A 22,216-nucleotide genomic window follows, 5' to 3' on the forward strand; every position below is an offset into this window, starting at 1 on the left:
GTGATTGTATTTTGACTAAATGGAAGTAACGATGATTCTAAAGGACAAGCAATTAATCAATGCTAAAACACCAACGTCTATAGCTGGTCAACAGCAAGAGCAAGACGTTGCGTTTTATCTACGACGAGCCTTCAAAGATCATGAACAAGTTTTAGTAATTAATGACTTTAGCTTTTCTCATAATGACGAAAATGCACAAATCGACCATCTAATTATCTATCCGTTTGGTTTCATTCTTATTGAATCAAAAAGCATTAGCGGTGAAGTGAAAGTTAACAAGTTCGGGGAATGGACAAGAAGTATAGGGAAAAAATGGACTGGCATGCCATCTCCCATCAAACAAGTTGAGTTACAACAAAAACTCTTTAGAGAGTATCTTTACGAGCACCGTGCAAGCATCTTGCCTAAATTATTTGGTATAAGGCAGCAATCTTTTGGCATGCGCTGTTGGCATAATCTATGTGCTGTTTCAAGTAACTCGATTATTGAGCGAGAATCCATGCCGAAAGCAATTTCAAATCAAATCGTTAAATCAGAATTTTTAGCTGACAAAGTAAATAGCCTAATGAATTTAAAGAATAAAGTGGTAAGCACATTGACGTTTGATACTCGACCTGACTTTAGTAGGAGTGAACTAGATTCAATATCATCTTTCTTACTTGGTTCGATACAACCAGCACCGAATGTCAAAACAAAGGATTCCCCTAAAACCGGTCCGTTAGAATCAAATATCAAATGCAAAAAATGTGGTGAATCTATAAAATTATCAGCTCAATATGGCCGATATGGTTACTATGTGAATTGCTCGGAATGCGACACCAATACGTCAATGAAAACAACCTGCCCACACTGTCAAAGCGCCAACACGAAGGTCGCAAAACGAAAATCTAATTACTCTTTAAATTGTTTCGATTGTAGTAATTCTACACTCATAATACAGACAGATTGATAATTTCGATTGCCTCGTCCATGGTTCTCGAACAGTTTAAAAACTCTTTGTAAATTTGAAGCTTAACTAAGAAAAACAAGTAATAATCATCACTGTTTTGCATTCAAATGATGTGTTATTCAGTGTATTGTCTGTATTGAGCAAGGCAGCGGTAACTTCATTCAATGAATCAAACAGGTATATACGAACAACTTATCACCAACCTAATTTCAGGACGTTTAAATCACGATCAGTTTTTTATCGGTGAACGAATTCTGGAACAGCCGGAAGCGGCAGTATGGTTATCTCGTTTCCTAAGTCGCGTAATTGAATATGCGGTAAATGCTTTGCCCTCTGGAGATGAACAGCTTCAACGTCAAATAGAGTTATCAAATCAGCTAATTTTATGGCTTAAAGATAAACTACAAGATGATGAGTTTTTTGATGAAAACTTGCTTGAAGGGCAAGCTAAAATACTTACCGCTCTATATGAGATTGAAAATCCAGTTGCTGCAGATTTAAAGAAGTATGTCGAAGATATTTTCCCGTTAACAGGGTTAACTCAAAGTGAGTTGTTCTGTGGTAGTAATGCGGGCTTATCTTTGGAAAGCGAGCTAAAAAGGGAAATTAGATCATCAGATACCATTTATTGGCTCGTATCGTTTATTAAGTGGGCTGGCATTCGTATCTTCCGTAATGAATTGGAAGAGTTCACTCGCAGTGGCAAACAGTTAAAAATCATCACTACATCATACATGGGTGCTACCGATGCTAAAGCGGTTGAGTTTTTAGCATCATTACCAAATACTGAAGTTAAGCTTAGCTACAATACACAACGCGAGCGACTGCACGCTAAAAGTTATTTGTTTTTGCGCAATACCGGTTTTAATACTGGTTATATTGGGTCATCTATTTTATCTCACTCCGCTTTAACTAGTGGCCTTGAGTGGAATTTAAAGATCAAACATCAACTATCCACAGAACCTGAGGTGGCTTTTTCTCATCAACTTCTGGATGAAAATTGGACGGGTCATGGTATGGCATTTTCCTGGAATACATATAAATATGATTCAAATGAACAAACTCTATATAAAAGTGGCGGTTCAATGGGCACCTCTAGTTGGCTTGCCATTTATCCGAAGAAAAATATAGGTATTTTCATCGTCACAAACATCGCTGGTGGAAATACTCACCAAAAGTTAGAAGCCATTACAAATAAGATTTTTGACTATTTGATAGCATACAACAAAGCATTAAAATCTGATTTCTAGCAGTTGGCTCGGTTCCGCTTCGCTGCAATATTTGCCAACAAACACTCGCCACTTAAAGCGGGCGTTACAACCGTCCGCTTCTGGCACTCAAGGGGCTTTTAACGCCAGATTTAATTATGATGAATATTTTAAATCTGGCTGATTAAGTTGAGACTTCTATAAGGAAAAAGTAGGCTTTAGAGGTATTGGCAATACCCTGTAAAGAGGTGGCCCCAATGGTTTGCTCTTTTGCCGTTGCCGTAAATTATGTGGCTCTTCCACAACCACTTTACGCTGTATATGTTTTAATTATCAGCTCACCGATGACGGCAAGTTGTTAACTTGTCTTACAATGTACGGTATTTTTAGAATTGATAGTATTAAAATAAGGCCCATCAACACGGTCGTTATTACTTTCCCAATCCAGGGATCTTGTATTACAAAAAAAGCCGCGTAGCAGAAAGTTAAGGTGTTAGAAAATACAGACGCAAAATGGAGGTTCTTGCTCACAGAATCTTCTTTCAGTTTGACTATATTGAGTGTGCAGGAAATTAAAAATGCTATGACCATCCCTGGATAGCTCATCTGAGCCGGTGTAAATTTAAAGCCTAATTGGATAAATATCGTGATGCCATAAATTAACGCAATTGCAAAAACTATATAACTTAATACTAATTCAACTTTTGTTTTCATATGTTTCTCCTATTGAAAGTGATGAACAATATGCTAGGTTCGAGTTTATGGAGTTGCGTTGAAATGGGCCGATGTATTCCTAAAATTAGATGCTTTTTCATAACCGTCTGATTGTTATGGGTTTATAGTTTGTCTGTTTAGGTGTAAATTGGCCAGTTAGGGCGTGAGCACGGCTACAAGTTAGGAGATGTTTTGTTTAGTTTTAGTAATTTAGTAGCGTTAGGGTTTATTCAAGGAATGATACTCGCATTATACCTTTTTAGTGTACCTGGCCCAGGTCGGAGTCTAGCGATTTTTCTCTTACTACTTTCAATAAATATGTGTGTCAATTTTTATGTTGATAGTGGTTTGTTTGATGCCTCCATGTTATTTCTGACAATATGGGAGAGTCTTAATAGTTATTTATTGCTTGGCCCACTTTTAATGATTTTTACATTAAAAATGACAAATTCAGAGTATAGAGTTACTAAAGGGTATTTTTTACATTTTCTACCGTTTTTCTCTTATGCTCTTATACACATTGTTATTTCCCCACACGAGTTAACGTCGTTCGTAGAAGTGCAAACGACTCAATTACAACAAGCACCAAATTTACCGTTCGATGAGCGATTTTCAATTGTACCACTCACCACCGCGTTACATTTTTGCCTGTATTTAGGCTTTTGTAGCTGGGTTGCTTTTAAATTTTGGTTACAACACAAAGAACAAAATATTACGAATCATATCTATTGGCTGTTATTGGTTTTGATAATTTCTTATTTGATGATGTTTAGCGTATTTGTCGTATCAATTGTTGCCGTAATATTAAATTTGGAGAAATCACCGGTTCTACTTGCCTATAGTAATTTGTCTACCGTGGTTGGCGTCTTTGCTATTACGGTTTTGTTGATGCGAACAGGAAGACCTGTTGCTATTTCGACACCTAAAGACACTACCAAGGTCAGTGAAATTGCTTCAAAGTTATCAGACCCAACGATTGAACAAAGAAAACTATTAAGAAAGCTCGATCACGAACTCAATACAAATAAGTTCTATCTACAACCAGAGTTTAATCAGTTGTATCTTGCAGAGAAGCTTGAAATTACAAGGCATCAATTGTCTGAGTTGTTAACTTTTCATTCGGCAGGGAGCTTTTATGAATTAATAAACCAGTTAAGGGTTGAAGCGGTTATTAAAGAAATAAAAACACGACCTTTACATGAGAACTTAATAAATATTGCTTTTGATTGCGGTTTTAATTCTAAATCTAGCTTTAATAAGGTGTTTAAGAAATATACAAACAAAACGCCGAGCCAGTTTCGAAAGGCGATTAAGGAGTGAAACCTTTTTAGCTCTTTTAATGGTTTTAAATAACCCCTTTATGTTCTATATGAGGCCTTCTCTGCTGAATCTAGATATAAAATGGATAACGACTATGATAAGTATCTAGCGTTAATAGAATTTGTGTCGAAAATATTCAATACTTCCTTTGAGTTAAAAGCTACCTTATCTTCAGTAACTAACTATTGAGGAGATAATACATGGCTTTACGGGCAAACTACTTCGATTTAGCACCCACTGCAATACAGATATTGATGAAACAGGAAAGCTATCTGCGTGAGCAGTTCAATACTTCCCCAACTATCACGACCTCTATTTGGGAATTGATTAAGCTAAGGGTCTCACAGATTAACCAGTGTGCATTTTGTATAGATATGCACAGTAAAGAAATGTTGAGCCAAGGTGAAACACAGGAGCGTATTTTGGGTTTGTGCGCTTGGCGAGATATCCCATTATACTCACTGACAGAGCGCATAGTATTAGACTGGGCTGAACATTTAACTTCGGGTAAATCAGTGGATGAACAACGCTATGAGCAAGTGGTAGAATTCTTAGGTGAAAAAGCTGTGGTGGATTTGACTATTGCTCTTAATGCCATTAACAGTTGGAACCGGATAGCCAAAACTTTTAAACCAGAGGTAGGCAGTTATAAACCACAATAAATTGAGTAAGCCAACACTAGATTTTGAACTATTCCAGCCCTCGGGACGGCTTTCTACTTTTATACAGGGAATATGGTCTGCGTCCGTAGCTCAACCGGGGGATGTAGTAAAACGCTTGTTCTCTGACGCAGGTAGTGGAATTATTTTTAATCTCTCCGGCGAGGTGAAAATTGGTGATAAAATTTTACCGGAAGGGGTTATCATGCTGCCAATACACAAAAAGGCGGAGCATATCGTTATACCGTCAGGAACTCGGCTCGCAGGTATTCGCTTTCATCCGGCAAGTGGTTATGGTGTCATAGGGCAACATTTCGACAAGCCGACACTATTGTCACCGGAACAAGATCAGCGTTATAACCTCTACCAAGTTTATTTTAATCTCCGGAGCTTAAAAGATAACGGAAGCCTGGTTGAAGCTATATATTCTTGGGTAGATAAGAATTTAGATTTTAACAACATGATTCCGGATTCACTGGCAAAAGCAATGGAATGTATCAAACAAAATAAAACTCCAGGGCAACTTAGTAATAACAATGACTTAAGCCAACGACAGATAGAGCGCCTTTTTAAGTTATGGTTGAAGATGACACCAAAACGTTTCCAACGCATTTTACGAATGCAAAAAACTATTAGTTTTATACGACAGCAGCAAAATGTGGATCTAGCTGATGTTGCGCAACGATTTGGCTACAGTGATCAGGCTCATATGACACGAGAGTGTCGTAGTATTGCCTCCACAACACCAGGACAAGTTTGAGGGCTTATGGACTTTTGGGTTTTCATTGGTGTAAGTATTATATGTTTAGGTGATTAAATGAAAGTTTCTAAGAAGTATTTTCATGTAGTTATGGCTACGTTTATGGCTTTTTTCATGGGCGGTTGTATGTCGGGAATTGTGACCCTAATCAACATTGGTTTTGTTGATGACTTCTTATTTCGTTGGGGGAAAGCTTTTGTGTTTGTATTTCTTATAGCTCTTCCATTAACGCTTTTGTTTACTCCAATTGCTTCTAAATTAGCTGAGAAAATGACAAAGTAACATTACAGCTAGGAGTTCAACATATGATTGGCTTTGCTTGTTAGCCACTCATCATCGCTATTTATTTGTTGACTGCTAACTAGGCTTCGAGTCTTTGTTTATTGGATAACGGACTTGAGAGGTAGTTAACTATACGAGATATGTAGTTTGCATTTTAGCATTAAAAGGAAGGCTTAAAAAATGGAAGGAGAATAAAACACTTTAAGTTTGGTGAGATTATTATCCATACATACCAATTATCATCTCCTTGTTGGGGATTAAAAGTTTTAAAGGGGTTAGATATGATTTCACAGGTACTACTAATTATTGGAGCATCAATTTTCGGTATGCTTGGTTTTGTTCACCTTTTTTATACTTTCTTCACTAATAAGTTTAATCCGTTTAAATCTGATGTTATTGCAGAAATGAGCAGCACTTCTCCAGTCCTTACTAAAGAAACGACCATTTGGCGTGCATGGGTAGGGTTTAACGCTAGTCATAGTCTAGGTGCAATATTTTTTGCAGCAATTTACATCCCCTTAGCTTTCTCACATTTTCAATTTTTTGCCAATAATAATTGGTTTGTTGTATTACCCCCTATTGTTGGTTTTTCATATTTATTTTTAGCAAAAAGTTATTGGTTTAAAGTTCCTTTTTGGGGCATTCTCTTGTCTACGTTATGTTTTGTAGGCGCTTTACTGTTAATCAAAACATAACAACTGATTAAATGCGGGATTGAAAACACTTGGCTCTGTTCCGCTTCTCTATATGAATTTAACCAAGCATGTAAGCGTTAGGAATGTCCGTTATTGGCACTTTGGCGAAGTACGGCTTAGAACGAACTAGAAACGTTAACCAAATTGCAAAAAATGCAAATTGCTAAATTGGCTCGTGATACTGGGTAGTTCCAAAATGGAACTAGTCAAAATCTTCTCTTTCCTGCTGGTCTTGATTACCTCTGGATGGGAAATCTTTAGCTGGCTTTGCATTAAAATAACTGTCCCATGATTTATCATCGTTTAACAATTGACTTTCATAAGCTTCGATTATGTCAGTAAGTGATTCCAGTTCTTCTCCTTCGGGAGTGTTTTTTTCAGCTACACCCATCAGTTCATCAACTCGCTTGAGTGCATTTTCAAGTTCTTGTTTAGACTTAATTGATTTTATGGTCATAGAGTTCTGCATCTTTTGTTCAAAACTGATTCTTTAATTATGGCCGATTCGCCATAATTAAAATTGCTAGTATAACTATCTTGAAGTCGCAAGTAGCGACTGTCAGATTTGATCGAGTCCTATTGTTCTAATCTGTAAGTTCAAGTTAAGACTTATGCACGTAAATACAGTTAAACCAATTTACTCACTCTCTGAGTGTTCCCAATGAAATAATCTAACACGCTCCTTTCCCTAATCGCGCTAGTAGACACTTTGCTAAAAATGTCTACTAGCTAACTGAATTAAAGTTCAATTCCCACTTAGTTACGTGAGTACCAATGATTACCTTGCTTTCTTATCTTTCTTCTATCTGTAGCTCTTACTAAGGCCCGCTTAACTATTTGCTCATCAAGCATTGGAAAGGATTGAATGATATATTCAGTGGTGGGCGGGTAGCCATCCCAGTGCTTTAAATCCTTGATCGTTTCAACTAACTTTTTATCCGTTAATCGTTTCATATTATTTCTCAATACTCGGTAAACATTCACAAAATGCTTCAGCTAGCATCAAAAGAGCCTCGCGCTTTTCTGGCAAGAAAGAGTATTTGTTATAGATATGCTGCATCTTGGGCAGTTTATGGTTCAAACAAATTTCTGCTACCTGATCCGATACGCCTAGTTTTGCCAATAATGTCCTTGTTGTTCTACGGATATCATGTGGTGCCAGCGCAAATGGCAAACTCAGAGCTTTGAATGCGTGGTTTAACGTATCATGATAAACATGGGGGACACGGCTTTGCTTTCTAGCCGGAAACACATACTCGCTGCTACAGGCCCTTACTTTTAGTTCATCAAGCCAACCTATTACTCGTGGTGTTAGCGGAACTAAAAACTCTCGGCGAGGTTTTGTGCGTTCTGCAGGAATTGTCCATAGCAGCTCGTCAAAGTCGAATTCTTCCCACTTAGCGCCTAGCAGTTCCATCTTTCTAGTTGCTGTACAAAACAGCAAACAGGTTGCTAGGTAGTTATCTCTACTAAAAGCAGTTCCTGCAGCTTCGGCTATTTCGAAAAACTGTTTGATTTGTTTTTCGTTTAAATAGGTGTCCTTCGGTCTTTCCTCTCCGCCTGCATCCATTGCAGTGAATGACAAAGCTAAGTTATGGCGTATTAGGTCGAGCTTTACTGCATGTTTAAATAAGGCCTTAAGCAAGTAGAGGGATTTGTTGGCTATCGATGGCCTAGGGGCTTTTGTTCTTGTGCCTTTTTTAATCTTCTGCAGTACATCGGAAATTTCTAAGCCGTTTATCTCAGTAATTGAGCGATTACCTAATGGTTGCTGCAAATTCATTTCATATAACCGCTTCAAACGTTCAGCATGTGAATAGCGAGATTCGATGATGGTCTCAAAGTAGTGCTTAAAAACAGCATCTAAAGTTTGCCTTGCTTGATGTTCCGCCCTGCGTTTTTCCATTGCAGGATCAATATCATTGGCGAGCTGGTGGCGAAGTGCCATTGCTTTTTGTCTTGCCTCTTTCAACGAAAGTGCTGGGTATGGTCCAATAGTGGTGATGGCTCGTCGGCCATTTATTTGATAGCGGAATTTGAAGCTTGCGTAGCCTGCTTGGGTTAATGAGAAAAATAGACCATCTTTATCTGCAATTCCCCTAGTGGGGGCGCCCTTTTTGATGATAGATTTTAGTTTGCTTTCGGTTAACATTTATATCCTCCAAATTTATATGGGTATTTGGACGACATTGGTGACTCGGCCGAGCGAACTACCACTCGCACTACCACTTTTTGCAGTTTTCGGCCTAAATTATTCAGAACAATTTGGACGCTAAAAAAACAAAAGCCCAGTATTACTGGGCTGTAGCGGAGAATCCTGGACAGAAATGGACATTATTCAATATTTTGGATCTGCTCCCTCATCTGCTCAATTAACACTTTGAGTTCAACAGCTGAATTAGTGATATCAGCATTGATTGATTTTGAGCCAAGGGTGTTGGCTTCGCGGTTGAATTCTTGCATCATGAAATCGAGTCTTCGGCCTTGGGCACCACCTTTTTTCAGGATGCTGCGTGTTTCTTTTACATGGCTGAATAAGCGGTCGATTTCTTCATCAACGTCCATTTTCTGTGCTAAGAGTACGAGCTCTTGTTCAACACGTGTTGAATCAAGTTCGATTTCAGCGTCTTTGAATTTTTCAAGAATGCGTTCGCGTTGCCAGTTAATTACTGCTGGCATGTGTGTTTTCACTTTTTCAGCTTCGGTTACAATAGCGTCTAAGCGTTGCTCTATTAACGCTTTCATGTTTTGTCCTTCGCTTGCACGTGCTGCAACAAAGTCACTGAGTGCTTTATCAAATCCCGTTAAGATTTCCGCCTGAATCGTATCCATATCGGCTTCTTCTGCTTCCATTACGCCTGGCCAGCGCATAATTTCAACGGGGTTAATTTGGCTATTAAGTGTTTGTTCGTTAATCCAGTTGGCATGTTCGAGCAGTTGGTTGACTAAATCTTGATTGAGCGAGAGCTTGCCCTTTGCCGAAGGGTTTGGATTGAAACGTAAATTGCACTCAACCTTACCGCGGTTCAGTTGTTTGCGAAAGCGTTCGCGTAATATCGGTTCAATGCAACGAAATTGTTCAGGCAGACGGAAGTAGGTTTCTAAAAACCGTTGATTAACGCTGCGAATTTCCCAAACTGCGTTGCCCCAATCGCCCTTAACTTCGTGTCGAGCGAATGCCGTCATACTATGAATCATGTGTAAACCTTAGGTGTAAATTTCCAATAATCAAGGATTATGCCTGAGCATAGCTCATCTCGCCAGCTTTCGCGTAAAAGACTTATTTTGCTATCAGTAGTACTGCGTTAGTATATGTAGCGAGGTATTCAATTAAAATAACATCATGCTAGAAGAAAACTTACGAGCACAGGCGGAAAATGGTGATAAAAATGCCGCCGTACACTTGAGTCGGTTGTATTTTAAAGCCGGTGAGTTTGAGAAACTCAGTCGTACAATCAAGCCATTATTGGCAGAACAATATCCACCAGCCTTGTTTGCGCAGGTAGATTTTTTGATGCGTAAAGATCCCAATCAGGGTATTGGTTTACTTTATGATTTGGCCGCTAAAAACGTTCCGCTAGCAAATCATAAAATGGCGATGTTGTTATATTTTCATCCCGAACTAACACTGTCATTTCAAGATTACTTGAAGCAAGCTTGTCAATTAAATGAGCAACCAGCTGTTGTAGCCGCTGTCAGTTTATTCTTTCAGTGTGGACAACCTGAAATGGCAGCAGCGTTATTGGCAAAACACCAGTCGAATGAACTACTTAAGAAGCTACCTATTACGCAATCGGTTGGTACACTCAAGCAACTAACACCCAATTTTTCGTTGCTCGCGCGCCCAGCGTTTGACTCTTTGACTGTAAACACTGTCGCCAAGGAAATTGAATTACTTACCGTTGATAATTTCATCTCGCCGTTTGATTGTCAGTGGTTAATACACCGAGCTGCCGATCATTTGAATAGGTCGCAAGTGGTAGATGGTGAATCTGGCACTAGCCAAACCAGCGGTGTTCGCACTAAAAGTGCGGCGCAACTAACCCCCAACATGAATGACTGGATTCTCCTCAATACTGAGGCGAAAATTGCGGGTATTACGCATGTCCCCATGACATGTGGAGAATTGAGTAATGTACTCCATTATCAAGTTGGCGAAGAATACAAAGCACATTATGATTTCTTTCATCCGAAAGATCCGGGGGCGGCCCTCGCCAAACAAGACGGTAGCCAACGCTTTAAAACCGCGCTGATTTACCTTAATGAAATAGCTGCGGGTGGTGAAACCGCTTTTCCACGATTAGATAAGCAAGTCTCTCCACAGCTAGGGCGACTAGTGGTGTTTAGAAATACCGACAATCAATTTAATCCACTACCACACTCTTTACATCAGGGAGTTACCGTAACGTCAGGCGAGAAGTGGCTGTTGTCTAAATGGTTACGACAAAACGATACCTCGTACAAACCACTCTTGGTTGATCTAAACCTTTAACGAAGCCTGCCAACGCGCTTTGATGTGTTCAGCCACGCGAAATGCGTTTGCGTAAATGGTAAAGGTATAGGGCACGCTTCCGCCAGTGGGCATAAATGAACCGTCGGTAACATATAGATTGCTCACTTCGTGTGCCTGACAATACTTGTTGAGTACTGTGGTGTTGGGATCATCACCAAATCGACAGCCGCCCGCCATCAAGTTGGTTGGTGGTGCACTGCTAACCGATGTGGAAATATTTACGGCGCCCATTTGCTCTAACAGCTTAGCGCCTTTTTCAGCAAGGTATTCGCCTACTACCAAGTCGTGATCATGGCTCCCAATGCGCACTTTTGCTACTGGATCACCCCATTTATCGGTAACCTCTTCATCAAGCGCAACAAAACAGTCGTCGGTTGGCAACCAGTCATTAAACACTTCAAATCGTAGGGTTTTATAGCTGGTGAACTCATCTAACATGCTTTGCTTCAGCGCTTCCCCCCAAAGCAATTCTCCGTCGTCATCCCACTGTGTCCCTTGTGCGCGAGCGATAGGGTTTTGATAGAACAGGAAATCAATGGTGCCACCTTTGGCCTTACCCTTTTTGTTGGCTCCCTCAAAGGTCTCATCGTCAATCTCATACCAATCTTGTAGAGCGCGGTTAATAAATGGCCCAACTTGTTTCAGCGCTGCTTGCTGTTGTTTGGGTAAATTATCCATAATGAAGTCACCACGCCCCGTGCCACCCGCACTAAACACAAGGTTTTTACCCACCTGCCCATTGTTGTTTGCTAGACCATGTGGAAACTTCTCGCTCTTAGAAGCTAGCAAGAGTCTAGAAGTTTCAATCGCCTGACAAGCTACAACATAAAGACGCGCGCTAACCTGTTGTTTGTTGCCTTGCTTGTCATAGTAGTGAACGGCGTTAACCTCACCTTTGGTATTGGTGCCTAGGTAATACACTTTGGCATTATCGACTATGGTTAAATTCCCTGTCGCCATTGCATGATTGAGCAATGCTGCTCGGCCACTGCCTTTTGCACCAGAAGAGCAACCGTAGCTGCTGCAATAGCCTGAATATTCACAGCTATTTCGTCCCATAGCAGGCTGAGACAATACTGCTCTTGGCACGGGGATGCTATGAAAGCCAATCTCTTTGGCTGCTTGGTCAATCCAACCTGAAACAGCATGCTCTGCCAGTGGCGGGTAAGGAAAATCTGTAGAACGTGGTTCTTGATGAGGATGCTTTACCACCTTGCCCGACACGCCAACCACTTTCTCAACCATCGCATAATATGGTTCTAATTCATCGTAACTAATTGGCCAATCCGCAATATTAGCGCCTTCAATGGCGCCAAACTCAGACTTAAGTTTAAAATCAACTGGTTTCAAGCGATGAAAATAGCCACTCATAAAGTTTGAAGAGCCACCTACAACACTGCCATTCCAAAAACTCCAACCAGATTCACTCGTTGGTTCGCCATGCCAGTATGTAGAGCCATTTTCACGTTCATACAACTCTTCAATCACGTGCTGTTCGTCAGCTAAATCTGGGTTATATGAATCACGCAAACTAATCGCTAATTCGTCTTTATAAAACTCTTTTTCGGTTAACCATGGGCCTTTCTCCAATACCAATACTTTGGCACCAGCATTTGCGAGCGTATAAGCTACTGGTGATGCACCGGCACCACTGCCGACAATGCAAATGTCATATGTCATGCTTTGCGTACCTTCTTCTTGATTTTTGTTGTGCGCGCTGGAGCGGCGTCAATAAATGTTACGGCAATATTCTGCGCTTTCACTTTGCTACGCTTAGGCAACTCATAGTAACGCTTTCCTTCGGGGGGTAATGGAAAACCCGGTTGATGCGCCAGCCACTGCCAACCTACACCATTTGGATTTCCACCATAGCTAGGTGGCGCGAGCATTGCCTCAAAAAGGTTACTGATCAGCATACTAAGCCAGTTTTCACCGGCACGTGAGCGACCAATGGACCGAAGCGTGGTTTCTTTCTCTTCTTGATTTAGTGCGGTAAATGCCCTTGAAAGATGCTTTTTCGTGTAGCCGTTTAGCCAACCTACGCCTTTATAAATAAAATCAATTTCGTCCTGAGCAGTAGGCTGTTGGTGCACTAGGTTATATAGGTACAAAGTTGCTTGAATATCTTGAGCGCTTGGCCCAGTTTTCGACACTGGCAGCAAATGCAATAAAACCGCATCGAGCGTCGCCCAAGTTTCTTGCGTAATATCGCGTTCAAAAGCACTGCTGGTTTTCGCAGAAATGGGGGTATGATGTAATGCGCCTACCGCGCTAATGCCTGCGGCAGATTTTAGCATGCCACGTCGCGACAACTTCTTTTTTAGCCAAGTAGGTGGGGTATAGTTTTCAGAAAAAAAGCTTTCCATCAGTGCCTCTCTAGTTGGCTTTGTTAACGTTAGGTGTTACAGGTAATACAAGCTCAGATGACGCCTGCCATTTATTCAAGAATGACAACCAAGCCTCGCGTGAATACTGGCCATTTGTTAAAAAGTCTGCCGTGTCCTTTGATAACAACATTTTGCCTTGTCCAGTCGACACATACATATGCGGATAGCCCAAAACAGGAGGCAAGCCTTTCATGAAGGCTTCATTTTCATTAGAGTCACTTACGTTGATTTTTAACAATACGTATTTTTGATGCAATAACTGATAAATATCTGGATTTTCAGCTAAAAATGCGTCCATCTTATGACACCAAGTACACCAATTGCCGCCAATTTCTATGATCACATTGCGCCCGGTTCGATTGGCTAAACTAATGGCATCTTTAGCATCTGCAAAAGGGTCTCGCTTGTCGTCATACACTTTGCTGTATAAAGGTAGTGACGCATTAAGCGTGTCCAAATTAACGGCTGCCCATGTCATTTGACTAAACAAGATAAATATCGTCGCTAAGACTTTCATACTTTCCCCAAAATAGCTGCAAGGTACTTTATTGTTATACACTTCATAGCTAATGTGACCTAACCAAGGCGAAACATCTTTCATTGCCTGTGGTTATTTATCTTAGCGCAATGTAGGCGATTATTCCCATTTATCCTTTGATATTAATTTGTTACTAACAAATTCAATGTCACAAATTACGGTTATATCGGAACAAAACTAGTCTCACTTACCATTGATTAAGCAATAGATGGTAGATAGCGCATACCCTATAATTTTGTGCATTCTAGGTGTCAAAATTGTCAACAACACACTATAATGCGGGTTTGATTTCAACTAATAGGAAACTAGTTCCATGCGTCCAAGTGGCAGAACCCCAGGTCAAATTCGTCCCGTCACCATTACTCGTCAATTTACCGCTCATGCAGAAGGCTCTGTATTGATTGAATTCGGCGACACAAAGGTCATTTGTACAGCAACAGTTGAAGAAGGTGTACCACGTTTCTTAAAAGGTGAAGGCAAAGGTTGGATCACAGCTGAATATGGCATGCTGCCACGTTCTACCCACACCAGAATGCGCCGTGAAGCAGCAAGTGGTAAGCAAAGTGGCCGCACACTTGAAATTTCACGTCTAATCGCGCGCTCGTTACGTGCGGCGGTAGATTTAGCAGCACTAGGCGAAAACACTATTACCGTTGATTGTGATGTTATTCAAGCTGATGGCGGTACCCGCACTGCGTCAATTACAGGTGCTTGCGTTGCACTGGTTGACGCACTGAACTACATGCGTGCAAAAGAAATCATCAAAACGAATCCGTTAAAGCACATGATAGCCGCCGTGTCTGTTGGTATTTATCAAGGCACTGCAATTTCTGATCTAGAATATATTGAAGACTCTGCCGCTGAAACTGACATGAACGTTGTTATGACAGAAACAGGCAAACTAATCGAAGTACAAGGTACTGCTGAAGAAGAACCATTTAGTTTCGAAGAAATGAACGACATGATGGTTTTGGCCAAGAACAGCATTAACGAACTGTTCGATGAGCAAAAGTCTGCATTAAACGCGTAAGGAAGAACAATGAAAGCTTACCAAAAAGAATTTATTGAATTTGCATTGGCAAAAGAAGTACTGAAATTTGGCGAATTCACATTGAAATCAGGGCGCACTAGCCCATACTTTTTTAACGCAGGATTATTCAACACTGGTGGTGATTTAGCGCGTTTAGGCCGATTTTACGCCGCTGCACTTGCTGATTCTGGTATTGAGTTTGATTTGTTGTTTGGCCCTGCATACAAAGGGATCCCTATTGCAACGACGACTGCGGTTGCCTTGTTTGATCATCATGATATTGACACGCCTTATTGCTTTAACCGAAAAGAAGCAAAAACGCACGGTGAAGGCGGGAACTTAGTAGGTTCACCACTTGCCGGTAAAGTGATGTTAGTTGATGATGTGATTACTGCAGGTACAGCGATCCGTGAGTCAATGGAGTTAATTCAAGCTCATAATGCCGAATTGTCTGGTGTACTCATTGCGTTAGACCGTCAGGAAAAAGGTAAAGGCGAATTATCTGCCATCCAAGAAGTGGAACGTGACTTTGGTACAAAAGTTATCTCGATTGTGACCCTTGGCGACTTAATTAGCTATTTGGAAGATAAGCCTGAAATGGCCGACAATCTAGTTAAAGTTCGTCAATATCGTGAAGATTACGGCATTTAAACGCATTGTCGGATACATCTATAGCTTTCACTAGCCAATAAAAAACGTCTGCTTGCAGACGTTTTTTATGCCGTTAATTCAAACTGATTACGCGGCGGCTTTTCATAAGCGTGATTAATATCAGCATAGAAATGTTCAATACGAACAGCCCGTAAATCAACATCTATTGAACGGCTAGGCGCAATTGCTTCTTGTGACGCCAACGTTTCGTTAATTAGCTGGTCAAAATCTCTTTCATCACGATCATTGGCGCTTTCAGTTGAGAATGTTCCACGAGTCCTCGCATTAGCATCCGCTTCATTATTGTCTTCTGAATCAACACTGCTAGCTTCATTTAATAATTGCGATTGAGCACGTGCTATTTGCTGTGCTGCGGCATTTGCAATACGCATATCTTGAATCGACGGATTTGCCGGAGCCAATGCTGCGTTGTAAACTTTCTGCATCTTAGCGATTGTCGCTCTTGGATTACCGTCAATAGGTTCAAGATCTACTGAAACTTCGCCTTCTACTGCGTATTTTTTGCCATCAGGGCCTACTTCAAAAGAATAGCTCGGTGAACCCGTATATGGGCCGCCCGCAGTAGCATGCGCTAATTCATGAGAGCGAACCTCGCGGTCACGCACTTGCAATTCTTTAATAGTTTGCTGTTCCGCAAATTCCTTTACGCGATCTTGTGCTGTGTCATCATTAGTCTCGCTCTCGTCATCTGCACTAACAGATTGCCCACCATTTTCTGAAGAATCACTTATATTCTCCTCATGGTCTTGGGCTTGTTGTTGCGGCGAGTCTTGGTGCTCATGTTGCTCAGTAATCGTACTGTTGTCTAATTTGGCTTGCTCTCTTAAATTCGCAAAATCGATTTGTTCATTAAATTGAGCAGGTGTTTTCGCACGTTCGCGTTCAGAGGCAACGCCTTTCTCGGCTGCCGACTGATTAAGCGGCGCCGTTTGAGTGATAACTTCACGCTGTTGATTTTCCCGACGCAACGACTCGGTCTGCGGATTAAATACCGTAGCCGTTGGTAGCGTTGTCGGAAGTGGCGTGATGTTCATGGCAATATCCTACAGTTAAACTGTAACGTCCAGTAATGATCCAACCATGTCGTCTGCAGTTTTAATGACTTCAGCAGAGGCTTTCGCCTGAAACTCAGCTACTTTGAGATCAACAATCTCCTGATTCAAATCAGATAAATCGCCCGATTTAGTATTTTGATCAATGGTGTTGTCGTTAATTCCTTGGCCAATAGCAAAGTCTTCAGCAGTGATCGAGGTTTTCTCAACAATACTCGCTGCTGCTTGGGTGGCGCGCTCAGTCGCGTTTTGAAACCCTTTAACGCCCGCATTAAAAGCAGAGTTTATTTCCATTTTCAGCTCCTTTAATATCAACGTAAGGCGAGTTAGCAATGCTCAATTGAGTTATCTATAACCGCCCACACAACTTTAGATATTAACAAATACCTATTGACTAATTATTAACCAATTAGCACTAAATGTAAACCCAACGAGCTAACTAAAATGCCGTGTTAACCAGATACGAAGCGCTTTCACAAACGGTTCAAAGTGTGAAATGAATGGCGCATGAGACGCGGCATCGAACACTATTTTTTCGCTCTGTGGGATCAACTTGTCAATGTGGGTTATAGCGCGTTGCGGTACCAAACTGTCCAATTTGCCATACATACGAAAATAGGGCACTGAAATGTTTTGAAGTTCATCACGAAGGTCTACCATGTCAAGCAGGCGCAGCGATTCATCAAGTGTGGCTTTGCTGGGCATACCGAACTGCATGATGAGCTCTCGAATCACTTTAATATCTTGGCGTATATGAGGGCTGCCCATAGCCTGTATTTTGAGAAAATTGTCGATAGTTTTTTGTGTATTTTGAGAAAGTTGGCGATGAAATAAAGCCAGCACATCTGGCTTAATGCCCGGCCACTGCTCAGACTCAACAAAATGCGGACTACTCGCCACCGCGACCACGCCTTTCACTTTTTCTGGGTAAGCCAGTGCGAGTTTTGTTGCTACCAGCCCGCCCAAAGACCAGCCTACAATAACGGCTGGCTGGTCTATCACTTGGCTGATCAGCTCAGTTACACTATCTAAAGAATATGGCGAAATTGTATGAGCCACGTTAGTACCAAAACCTGGCAAATCAACGGTCGTTACATGAAATTGGTCAGAAAGTGCTTCCACAGTGGGTTGCCAAACGCCAGCGTTTAATCCCCATCCATGAATAAAAACCAAAGGCGTACCACTGCCTTGGCTCGAAAAATGTAAATGATGTGCCATGCTTTGCTATTGCGAATTCAAAAGCACACATTTTACCCAATTGGCCTATTAAAAGGAACGAATAGCCATGAAATTGATTAGCACATTAAGAAATTATGCTGATAAAGTCCCACATGTAATCAATCGCCATCTATTAACACTTTCACGTTGTGACTTATGTCGTCAAGATGTCTCGCAGTTTCATCTGCTATGCGACCATTGTTATCAAGATCTGCCAACGTTTAATTACCCGAATTTGTCGAACAACCTGTTAAGTTGGCCCAAGATAAGAAAAGCGATTTCGCACCAACACCTTGATCAATTATACGTTCTATCTCCCTATTTGTGGCCATTTGACTACTGGTTGAAACAGCTTAAATACTCTCAGCGCTTTGAATATGCAAAGTTGCTTGGCCAATTACTTTACCAGCAATGGCACACTGACGTGTGCCAGCAAGCGAACACTCAACTTACACAAGGCACTTTACACATACCTGTCGCAATTCACCCCAAAAGGTGGGGCAAGCGCGGCTATAATCAAAGCCACCTAATAGCTAAGCATTTTTGTCGTCTCGGAGGTCTACGATATAGCAATCGCCTTCTTATGCGTATTCATCATCAGGCTTCGCAAGTTGGGCAAGACGGTGCGGCGCGCCGACGTCAGCTGCATGGTGCTTTTGCGTTGAATGCGTTCGATTCACCTGTTCCAGACGCTGTCGTCATTGTCGACGACGTCGTCACTACAGGCTCAACAGTCAATGAAATCGCAAAATTGTTAAAAAAGAATGGGGTGCAACACGTAGGTGTTATTGCGATAGCGCTGGCGCTACCGCAATAACAGATAAGTTGAAGAATAAGTGACGTTAGCCACCTGATGCGCTAAACGCTTTAGCAAAAAATAAGCTGTTGGCTAATAGTTTTGAACTACCAGCCCAGTAACCACGAAACGCTAAAACATCGGTAGTGGCAATGACTCTGCCCCGACCGAAGTTATGCGCAACAATTGCCGCATTACTAGCTATCTTGTTAACGAGATTCTTGTCAGTATAGCCGCTAAGCAGCGGCTCTTTTGCATAACGCGCAACTGAAATAAACGGCTGTTCAGGCGCTTTCATGATTAACGTGCTATTTCGAAATAGTGGTAGATTCGTATTGCTATAACCGAAACTTAAAGGGTGCGAGGTATCCAATTGCCCTTGAAAAATGGCACCGGCAATGCGTTTACGCGCAGATAATGCTTCCTTGTCTTGATAACTTAAATTACTCACATCAAACAGTTCATCAAGATGTTCTTTAGATACGAATTCGGCTTTCAAAAACTCAGCATCTGCTAACCATTTTGCCGCGCGCTTTTGACCAAAAATAACACCACCTTGTTGTACCCAAGTTTTGATGTCTTCAACAACCTTTTTGCCCAGTTGTTTGTAGTTTCCATCCACCATGATGATATGTGAGTAGTCTGCCAATTTCACTCGCCTTAGTCTATTTTGTTCAACGACAGTCACCGGAATGTGAAGCTGTGCATCTAAGTAAAATAGAATATCTGCAGCCTCATACTGGGAGCTTCCTTTTCCGCCTATCAACAACACTTTGACGGGATCTATCGGCGCAAATGCACTGCTTCCTAAGTCAATGCCAGCGATAGTTAACCCTGTACTCACACTGTGCACGGTGATCTGATGAATATTGGCATAGTTTTCAATTAATGCACGCCAGCCTTCATTTTGTTGAGAGGCAGCTGGTATCATGATACTGCCAGCAGGAAATAGTCGTTGTTTCCCTTGTACTTGAGAAGTGAATGATTTAGTCGCTACTTTTGCTTTTACACCCTCAGACAATAAAGCGTTGAGCAAACGTGGAGCGCGGTAATCGAACCATTCAAACACGTAAGCATAAGCTGCAGTGTCAATTGACTGGGAAATGTCACGTGGTTGCTGCCACACACTCTCTGCCAGTTTGAGTCCCCAGGTGCGACTTACCTCATGAAATTCAATGTTCATTGCTAAAGGTAACGTCCAGCCTGAAACATCATAAAAAGTGTTATCTCTGAAGTTGGTTCCCTGATCAAACAACGCCTTAATAACCCGATATTTCTTTTGCTCCAATGGTACGTAGTAGCTAGTGTTCGCAGGGTAAACACGACCATTTAAACGAAAATCTTCCGATAATGGATATACGTTTATTTGGTGTTGTTTAAGCTTTTTCAGAAACATTTGCATGCGATACTGATCTTGATCGCTCGCAAGTAAGTAGCCTTCAAACTTTTCCTTACTCGCTTGCGCTAACGACTCTTTATCAAACTTCTCTCTGTAAGCAAAAAACTCTGCTTTGTTTTTCCACGCCCCTTCAATAGTCGAAAACGACGTTAATACCTGATTCTTAATGCCGTATTCAAAAGATAACAAGCCATTTATCGTATCTTGCTGGAAGCCTCTACTACTAGCTTGTTCAAACAACACACCAACACCGCCGTTAATATCAGGGTATGTGGAACCCTTACCATAATAGAAATCATCAAAACTTTCTTGGCTGTAATACAGTCGGTTGTCTGAATCTAATGCCTTGGCGTGATACGTAGCAAGCTTACGCGTTAGCATCTGGTTATCTTCAGGCGTAAACGGGTGGGTGCGTGACGGAATGCCAGGCTGGAAAAAATACGTACTGTTAGCGCCCATCTCATGAAAGTCCCCTAGTACATGGGGTTGGTATTGATGGAAAAACGCCATACGGTTTTGTGTTTCGCGCTGAGAAAGTAATAACCAATCGCGGTTTAGATCAAAGCCAAAATGGTTAGTACGCCCTGTACGCCAATCTTGATGATGTTCAATATGATTAGGATCGCTGTTCGGTGCTACGCCTCGGTGTGTATTCACCCAAGTAGTAAATCGATCCATGCCGTCAGGGTTAATACTGGGCTCTAGCACGATTATGGTGTCTTCAAGCATTTTTAATACTTGTTCATCTTGGCTCGCGACAAGGTGATACGCTACTGCCAGCGAAGCATTACTACCACTGATTTCGTCACCGTGCACACTGTAACCTAGCCATATTACAAGTGGCTGCCTACTCGTTGCTGATTGCGGTTTATTGTTATTCGCTAAGATATCATCGATATTGGTCAAATTATTTGGATGGGAAATGGTCACCAATAGTTGTCGACGCATTTCATTCGTCATGCCCATTTCGGTTAGCAAAACGCGATCGGAGCTTTGTGATAACACCTCAAAATAACGCAACAGCTGATCATGACGAATATGGCGCTCTCCCAAACCGAAGCTAAAGAGGTCTTCTGGTTTAGCGATAGACTCATCATAAACATGGTTTGCAGGTAAATACTCTGTAACATCTGCAGCGTTCGCTGAGACGTTTGTCCCCATCAAAAATACGAGAAAAATTAAAAATCGATTCAACATGTTATTGTCCTACTTGTACATACACACAACATAGCAAACTCTATAAACAGCATCTAGCACAGTCGTCGTGCGATAGTACTTTTTTATCTCTTTTTTGTCTCTTTTTTACTATCTTTGCTAATTTTAGAATTGAACGCACAATCAGGTAGCACATTCTTACGAAGCAGAGTAAAATAATATACCTGAGTGATTTACTCAGGTATATCAAAGCAAAATTAATGTAGGTTGAATATTCATGACTATGATCACTATTTCAGAAACGGCACAGGCGCACTTTGCCAAATTGCTTTCACAACAAGGCGAAGGTACAAATATTCGCGTATTTGTTGTTAATCCTGGTACTGCCAGCGCTGAATGTGGTGTGTCTTATTGTCCAGCCGACGCTGTAGAACCAGAAGATCTCGAAATCAAATTTGATCAGTTTTCAGCATTTATCGATGCCGATAGCAAACCATTTTTAGATGAAGCTGAAATCGACTTTGTTACTGACCAAATGGGTTCGCAACTGACACTTAAGGCGCCAAACGCCAAATTACGCAAAGTGGCTAGCGACGCACCATTATTCGATCGCGTTGACTATTTTATTAAAGCAGAAGTTAATCCACAGTTAGCTGGCCATGGCGGCGAGTGCACATTGATGGAAATCACCGACGACGGTTTTGCCGTGCTTCAGTTTGGTGGTGGATGTAACGGCTGTAGTCAAATTGATGTAACGGTTAAAGATGGTATTGAGCGTCAGTTACTTGAAATCATGGATGGTGAAATAAAAGGTGTGCGTGATATGACTGAACATCAACGTGGCGAGCACTCTTACTTCTAATACCACT

General features: G+C 41.3%; 22 protein-coding genes and 1 pseudogene. 12 read left to right on the top strand and 11 right to left on the bottom strand.

What is annotated here, in order from left to right:
• Window positions 1–31: 31 nt before the first annotated feature.
• From ACSLUK_RS02750 to ACSLUK_RS02780, 7 genes and pseudogenes are all read left to right on the top strand, one after another.
• Window positions 32–949 (top strand): nuclease-related domain-containing protein, encoded by a 918-nt coding sequence (locus tag ACSLUK_RS02750; RefSeq protein WP_448546984.1) that lies wholly within the window; start codon window positions 32–34, stop codon window positions 947–949.
• A gap of 164 nt (window positions 950–1,113) precedes the next feature.
• Window positions 1,114–1,899 (top strand): annotated as a pseudogene (locus ACSLUK_RS02755) (phospholipase D-like domain-containing protein); the annotation flags it as partial.
• 1,164 nt (window positions 1,900–3,063) lie between these two features.
• Window positions 3,064–4,191 carry a helix-turn-helix transcriptional regulator gene (locus ACSLUK_RS02760; RefSeq protein WP_448546985.1) on the top strand — a complete coding sequence of 376 codons (1,128 nt, stop codon included), beginning with the start codon at window positions 3,064–3,066 and terminating at the stop codon, window positions 4,189–4,191.
• A gap of 200 nt (window positions 4,192–4,391) precedes the next feature.
• The gene (locus tag ACSLUK_RS02765) at window positions 4,392–4,853 is read left to right on the top strand and encodes a carboxymuconolactone decarboxylase family protein (RefSeq protein ID WP_448546986.1); all 462 of its coding nucleotides are present in this window, start codon (window positions 4,392–4,394) and stop codon (window positions 4,851–4,853) included.
• Window position 4,854: 1 nt separating this feature from the next.
• Window positions 4,855–5,610 (top strand): helix-turn-helix domain-containing protein, encoded by a 756-nt coding sequence (locus tag ACSLUK_RS02770; RefSeq protein ID WP_448546987.1) that lies wholly within the window; start codon window positions 4,855–4,857, stop codon window positions 5,608–5,610.
• Window positions 5,611–5,667: 57 nt separating this feature from the next.
• A complete protein-coding gene (locus ACSLUK_RS02775) occupies window positions 5,668–5,892 on the top strand; it encodes a DUF2798 domain-containing protein (protein ID WP_448546988.1) in 225 nt (74 codons plus the stop codon).
• Window positions 5,893–6,173: 281 nt separating this feature from the next.
• Window positions 6,174–6,587 carry an LIC_13387 family protein gene (locus ACSLUK_RS02780; RefSeq protein ID WP_448546989.1) on the top strand — a complete coding sequence of 138 codons (414 nt, stop codon included), beginning with the start codon at window positions 6,174–6,176 and terminating at the stop codon, window positions 6,585–6,587.
• Window positions 6,588–6,789: 202 nt separating this feature from the next.
• Here ACSLUK_RS02780 and ACSLUK_RS02785 read toward each other — a convergent pair whose 3' ends face one another.
• The 4 genes from ACSLUK_RS02785 to ACSLUK_RS02800 form a co-directional block, all read right to left on the bottom strand.
• Window positions 6,790–7,044: a hypothetical protein gene (locus ACSLUK_RS02785; protein ID WP_448546990.1), complete on the bottom strand. Its 255-nt coding sequence runs from the start codon at window positions 7,042–7,044 to the stop codon at window positions 6,790–6,792.
• Between the two features lie 299 nt (window positions 7,045–7,343).
• Window positions 7,344–7,541, bottom strand: coding sequence for a hypothetical protein (locus tag ACSLUK_RS02790; protein WP_448546991.1), 198 nt, complete (start codon window positions 7,539–7,541; stop codon window positions 7,344–7,346).
• Window position 7,542: 1 nt separating this feature from the next.
• Window positions 7,543–8,739, bottom strand: coding sequence for a tyrosine-type recombinase/integrase (locus ACSLUK_RS02795; RefSeq protein WP_448546992.1), 1,197 nt, complete (start codon window positions 8,737–8,739; stop codon window positions 7,543–7,545).
• 182 nt (window positions 8,740–8,921) lie between these two features.
• Window positions 8,922–9,785: a YicC/YloC family endoribonuclease gene (locus ACSLUK_RS02800; RefSeq protein ID WP_448546993.1), complete on the bottom strand. Its 864-nt coding sequence runs from the start codon at window positions 9,783–9,785 to the stop codon at window positions 8,922–8,924.
• A gap of 145 nt (window positions 9,786–9,930) precedes the next feature.
• On the opposite strand from ACSLUK_RS02800, the gene ACSLUK_RS02805 reads away from it, so the two are divergent.
• Window positions 9,931–11,079 carry a 2OG-Fe(II) oxygenase gene (locus ACSLUK_RS02805; RefSeq protein WP_448546994.1) on the top strand — a complete coding sequence of 383 codons (1,149 nt, stop codon included), beginning with the start codon at window positions 9,931–9,933 and terminating at the stop codon, window positions 11,077–11,079.
• Here the strand turns inward: ACSLUK_RS02805 and ACSLUK_RS02810 are convergent.
• From ACSLUK_RS02810 to ACSLUK_RS02820, 3 genes are read right to left on the bottom strand one after another with little or no spacing between them, the layout of a single operon-like run.
• Window positions 11,068–12,780 (bottom strand): GMC family oxidoreductase, encoded by a 1,713-nt coding sequence (locus ACSLUK_RS02810; protein WP_448546995.1) that lies wholly within the window; start codon window positions 12,778–12,780, stop codon window positions 11,068–11,070. The genes ACSLUK_RS02805 and ACSLUK_RS02810 overlap by 12 nt on opposite strands.
• Window positions 12,777–13,466, bottom strand: coding sequence for a gluconate 2-dehydrogenase subunit 3 family protein (locus ACSLUK_RS02815; protein WP_448546996.1), 690 nt, complete (start codon window positions 13,464–13,466; stop codon window positions 12,777–12,779). The genes ACSLUK_RS02810 and ACSLUK_RS02815 overlap by 4 nt, the downstream gene beginning before the upstream one ends.
• Before the next feature lie 10 nt (window positions 13,467–13,476).
• Window positions 13,477–14,004: a thioredoxin family protein gene (locus ACSLUK_RS02820; protein ID WP_448546997.1), complete on the bottom strand. Its 528-nt coding sequence runs from the start codon at window positions 14,002–14,004 to the stop codon at window positions 13,477–13,479.
• Between the two features lie 334 nt (window positions 14,005–14,338).
• On the opposite strand from ACSLUK_RS02820, the gene rph reads away from it, so the two are divergent.
• The gene (gene rph, locus ACSLUK_RS02825; RefSeq protein ID WP_448546998.1) at window positions 14,339–15,055 is read left to right on the top strand and encodes a ribonuclease PH; all 717 of its coding nucleotides are present in this window, start codon (window positions 14,339–14,341) and stop codon (window positions 15,053–15,055) included.
• A 9-nt stretch (window positions 15,056–15,064) separates the two neighbouring features.
• Window positions 15,065–15,706: an orotate phosphoribosyltransferase gene (gene pyrE, locus ACSLUK_RS02830; protein WP_448546999.1), complete on the top strand. Its 642-nt coding sequence runs from the start codon at window positions 15,065–15,067 to the stop codon at window positions 15,704–15,706.
• A gap of 65 nt (window positions 15,707–15,771) precedes the next feature.
• Here pyrE and ACSLUK_RS02835 read toward each other — a convergent pair whose 3' ends face one another.
• The 3 genes from ACSLUK_RS02835 to bioH all read right to left on the bottom strand — a co-directional run bounded on the left by ACSLUK_RS02835 (window position 15,772) and on the right by bioH (window position 17,997).
• On the bottom strand, window positions 15,772–16,761 hold the full coding sequence (locus ACSLUK_RS02835; RefSeq protein WP_448547000.1) for a putative metalloprotease CJM1_0395 family protein: 990 nt from the start codon (window positions 16,759–16,761) through the stop codon (window positions 15,772–15,774).
• 15 nt (window positions 16,762–16,776) lie between these two features.
• A complete protein-coding gene (locus tag ACSLUK_RS02840) occupies window positions 16,777–17,073 on the bottom strand; it encodes a hypothetical protein (RefSeq protein WP_448547001.1) in 297 nt (98 codons plus the stop codon).
• A gap of 141 nt (window positions 17,074–17,214) precedes the next feature.
• Window positions 17,215–17,997 carry a pimeloyl-ACP methyl ester esterase BioH gene (gene bioH / locus ACSLUK_RS02845; RefSeq protein WP_448547002.1) on the bottom strand — a complete coding sequence of 261 codons (783 nt, stop codon included), beginning with the start codon at window positions 17,995–17,997 and terminating at the stop codon, window positions 17,215–17,217.
• Between the two features lie 67 nt (window positions 17,998–18,064).
• Here bioH and ACSLUK_RS02850 point away from each other — a divergent pair, with 67 nt between their 5' ends.
• Window positions 18,065–18,814, top strand: coding sequence for a ComF family protein (locus tag ACSLUK_RS02850; protein ID WP_448547003.1), 750 nt, complete (start codon window positions 18,065–18,067; stop codon window positions 18,812–18,814).
• Between the two features lie 25 nt (window positions 18,815–18,839).
• Here the strand turns inward: ACSLUK_RS02850 and ACSLUK_RS02855 are convergent, their stop codons facing one another.
• Window positions 18,840–21,389, bottom strand: a complete 2,550-nt coding sequence (locus ACSLUK_RS02855) for a M14 family zinc carboxypeptidase (RefSeq protein ID WP_448547004.1) — start codon at window positions 21,387–21,389, stop codon at window positions 18,840–18,842.
• Between the two features lie 241 nt (window positions 21,390–21,630).
• On the opposite strand from ACSLUK_RS02855, the gene nfuA reads away from it, so the two are divergent.
• Window positions 21,631–22,209 carry a Fe-S biogenesis protein NfuA gene (nfuA, locus tag ACSLUK_RS02860; RefSeq protein ID WP_448547302.1) on the top strand — a complete coding sequence of 193 codons (579 nt, stop codon included), beginning with the start codon at window positions 21,631–21,633 and terminating at the stop codon, window positions 22,207–22,209.
• Window positions 22,210–22,216: the final 7 nt, after the last annotated feature.

This window comes from Thalassotalea fusca, from assembly GCF_053485835.1.